The 255-nt window shown below is 59.6% G+C and carries 1 protein-coding gene; it reads right to left on the bottom strand.

Going from position 1 to position 255, the window contains the following annotated elements:
• The coding region (locus JNA92_RS25735) for an immunoglobulin-like domain-containing protein (RefSeq protein WP_241807235.1) at positions 1–255 on the bottom strand (255 nt) is incomplete at both ends.

Genomic DNA, 255 nt, shown 5'->3' on the forward strand with positions numbered 1-255 from the left:
GGTCACAGTCATCGCGGTGCCGGCTGGGTTGCTCAGCGTGGCGGTGTAAACGATCTGACCGCCCTCGGCGACATCGCCAGTGGCGCTCAGCACCAGGTTGGTGGTCGCCTGGGTAGCAGGACTGTCGATGACTGTGGTGGTTGGAGTACCGGCAGTATCCAGCTTCTCGTAATTACCGCCTTCAACCTTGGTGATGCTGTTGGTCAGCGGCGCATTGGTGTTGTAGACGTTGTTCGGCGCAACAAAGTCGACCGA

Source organism: Pseudomonas putida, from assembly GCF_022627325.1.
GTDB lineage: Bacteria > Pseudomonadota > Gammaproteobacteria > Pseudomonadales > Pseudomonadaceae > Aquipseudomonas > Aquipseudomonas putida_X.